Raw genomic sequence first — 3,175 nt, 5'->3', positions numbered from 1 at the left:
AATAAAACCCTGGCGATGACCTACTTTCACATGGAGAAACTCCACACTATCATCGGCGCATGTCTGTTTCACTTCTGAGTTCGAGATGGGATCAGGTGGTTCCAGACCGCTATGGTCGCCAGGAAAACTGGTTACTGTGTTCAGGTCATCATCTTTATTCAGATGCCAGAGCCACAGCTCGGTAAATCTTGAGGTAACACAAACTTAATATGTCTCTTGTTCTCGCTTCAACTAACCTGCTCACTTACGCTCGAAGCAATTCAGGTTATATGGTCAAGACAATCAGCCAATTAGTACAAGTTAGCTACACGCATTACTGCGCTTCCACACCTTGCCTATCAACGTCGTAGTCTCCAACGGGCTTCATGGGAAAACTCATCTTGAGGGAGGCTTCCCGCTTAGATGCTTTCAGCGGTTATCCCGTCCGAACTTAGCTACCCGGCAATGCCACTGGCGTGACAACCGGTACACCAGAGGTTCGTCCACTCCGGTCCTCTCGTACTAGGAGCAGCTCCTCTCAATTTTCCTACGCCCACGGCAGATAGGGACCGAACTGTCTCACGACGTTCTAAACCCAGCTCGCGTACCACTTTAAATGGCGAACAGCCATACCCTTGGGACCTGCTTCAGCCCCAGGATGTGATGAGCCGACATCGAGGTGCCAAACACCGCCGTCGATATGAACTCTTGGGCGGTATCAGCCTGTTATCCCCGGAGTACCTTTTATCCGTTGAGCGATGGCCCTTCCATACAGAACCACCGGATCACTAAGACCTACTTTCGTACCTGCTCGACCCGTCAGTCTCGCAGTCAAGCACCCTTATGCCTTTACACTCTTGGTACGATGTCCGACCGTACCGAGGGTACCTTTGTGCTCCTCCGTTACTCTTTGGGAGGAGACCGCCCCAGTCAAACTACCCATCATACACTGTCCTCATCCCGGATTACGGGACCAAGTTAGAACCTCAATAATAACAGGGTGGTATTTCAAGGTCGGCTCCATACAAACTGGCGTTCATACTTCATAGCCTCCCACCTATCCTACACAGTTATCATCAAAGTCCAGTGCAAAACTATAGTAAAGGTTCACGGGGTCTTTCCGTCTAGCCGCGGGTACACTGCATCTTCACAGCGATTTCAATTTCACTGAGTCTCGGGTGGAGACAGTGTGGCCATCGTTACGCCATTCGTGCAGGTCGGAACTTACCCGACAAGGAATTTCGCTACCTTAGGACCGTTATAGTTACGGCCGCCGTTTACCGGGGCTTCGATCAAGAGCTTCTCCGAAGATGACCCCATCAATTAACCTTCCGGCACCGGGCAGGCGTCACACCCTATACGTCTTCTTACGAATTTGCAGAGTGCTGTGTTTTTAATAAACAGTCGCAGCCACCTGGTCTCTGCGACCCTCTCGTGCTTACACCGCAGGGGCTTAACACAAAAGGGCGTACCTTCTCCCGAAGTTACGGTACCATTTTGCCTAGTTCCTTCACCCGAGTTCTCTCAAGCGCCTTAGTATGCTCTACTTGTCCACCTGTGTCGGTTTGCGGTACGGTTCTCTGTAAGTTATGGCTAGCAGCTTTTCCTGGAAGCGTGGCGTCAATGACTTCTTCGGGACATGCCCAAAACCCCCTCGGACCTCGGCCTTAACAAGAAACCGGATTTGCCAGGTTTCTCAGCCTACATCCAGGGACCCGGACAACCAACGCCGGGCTCACCTAGCCTTCTTCGTCCCCACTTCACCACTTACAAAAAGTCCAGGAATTTTAACCTGGTTCCCATCGACTACGCTCTTCAGCCTCGCCTTAGGGGCCGACTCACCCTGCTCCGATTAACGTCGTGCAGGAAACCTGGGACTTCCGGCGTGAGGGTTTTTCACCCTCATTATCGTTACTCATGTCAGCATTCGCACTTCTGATACCTCCAGCACACTTCTCAATGCACCTTCATCGGCTTACAGAACGCTCCCCTACCACGTGCACTTAGTGCACATCCGCAGCTTCGGTGTATGATTTTAGCCCCGTTACATCTTCCGCGCAGGCCGACTCGACCAGTGAGCTATTACGCTTTCTTTAAAGGATGGCTGCTTCTAAGCCAACCTCCTGGCTGTCTATGCCTTCCCACATCGTTTCCCACTTAATCATAACTTTGGGACCTTAGCTGGCGGTCTGGGTTGTTTCCCTCTTCACGACGGACGTTAGCACCCGCCGTGTGTCTCCCGTGATTCAATTAGCCGGTATTCGGAGTTTGCATCGGTTTGGTAAGCCATGACAGCCCCCTAGCCGAAACAGTGCTCTACCCCCGGTAATCATTCACGAGGCGCTACCTAAATAGCTTTCGGGGAGAACCAGCTATCTCCGGGCTTGATTAGCCTTTCACTCCTAGCCACACGTCATCCGATAATTTTTCAACATTACCCGGTTCGGACCTCCAGTTGGTGTTACCCAACCTTCATCCTGCACATGGCTAGATCGCCCGGTTTCGGGTCTACTCCCAGCGACTCGCGCCCTATTAAGACTCGATTTCTCTACGGCTTCCTTATTCAGTTAACCTCGCCACTGAAAGTAACTCGCTGACCCATTATACAAAAGGTACGCAGTCACATAACCTTAATCATGCTCCCACTGCTTGTACGCAAACGGTTTCAGGTTCTATTTCACTCCCCTCGCCGGGGTTCTTTTCGCCTTTCCCTCACGGTACTGGTTCACTATCGGTCAGTAAGTAGTATTTAGCCTTGGATGATGGTCCACCCATATTCAACCAGAATTTCGCGTGTTCCGGCCTACTTGTTCGCGTGCTTAGTTCCTTATAACTGCTTCGTATACGGGGCTGTCACCCTCTTTCGCCAACCTTCCCAGGTTGTTCTACTCACAGTCATAATAAATCACACCAGGCTACTCCCCGTTCGCTCGCCGCTACTGGGAGAATCTCTTTTGATTTCTTTTCCTTCGGGTACTTAGATGTTTCAGTTCCCCGAGTTCGCTTTCATAACCTATGTATTCAGTTATGAATGACCTGATTTACATCAGGCCGGGTTCCCCCATTCGGACATCTCTGGATCAATGCTTGTTTCCAACTCCCCAGAGCTTTTCGCAGGATTCCACGTCCTTCATCGCCTCTTACTGCCAAGGCATCCACCGTTTGCGCTTCTCTTCTTGACCATATAACCTCAATA

General features: G+C 51.0%; 2 rRNA genes. Both read right to left on the bottom strand.

From position 1 onward, the window contains the following. Positions 1-7: 7 nt before the first annotated feature. A 5S ribosomal RNA gene (rrf, locus tag ACQUTA_RS13010) occupies positions 8-123 on the bottom strand. A gap of 146 nt (positions 124-269) precedes the next feature. Further along, a 23S ribosomal RNA gene (locus ACQUTA_RS13005) occupies positions 270-3,161 on the bottom strand. Positions 3,162-3,175 lie beyond the last annotated feature (14 nt).

The sequence above is a fragment of the Legionella navarrensis genome (genome assembly GCF_052527415.1).
This window is presented reverse-complemented; position numbering and strand designations above follow the sequence as displayed.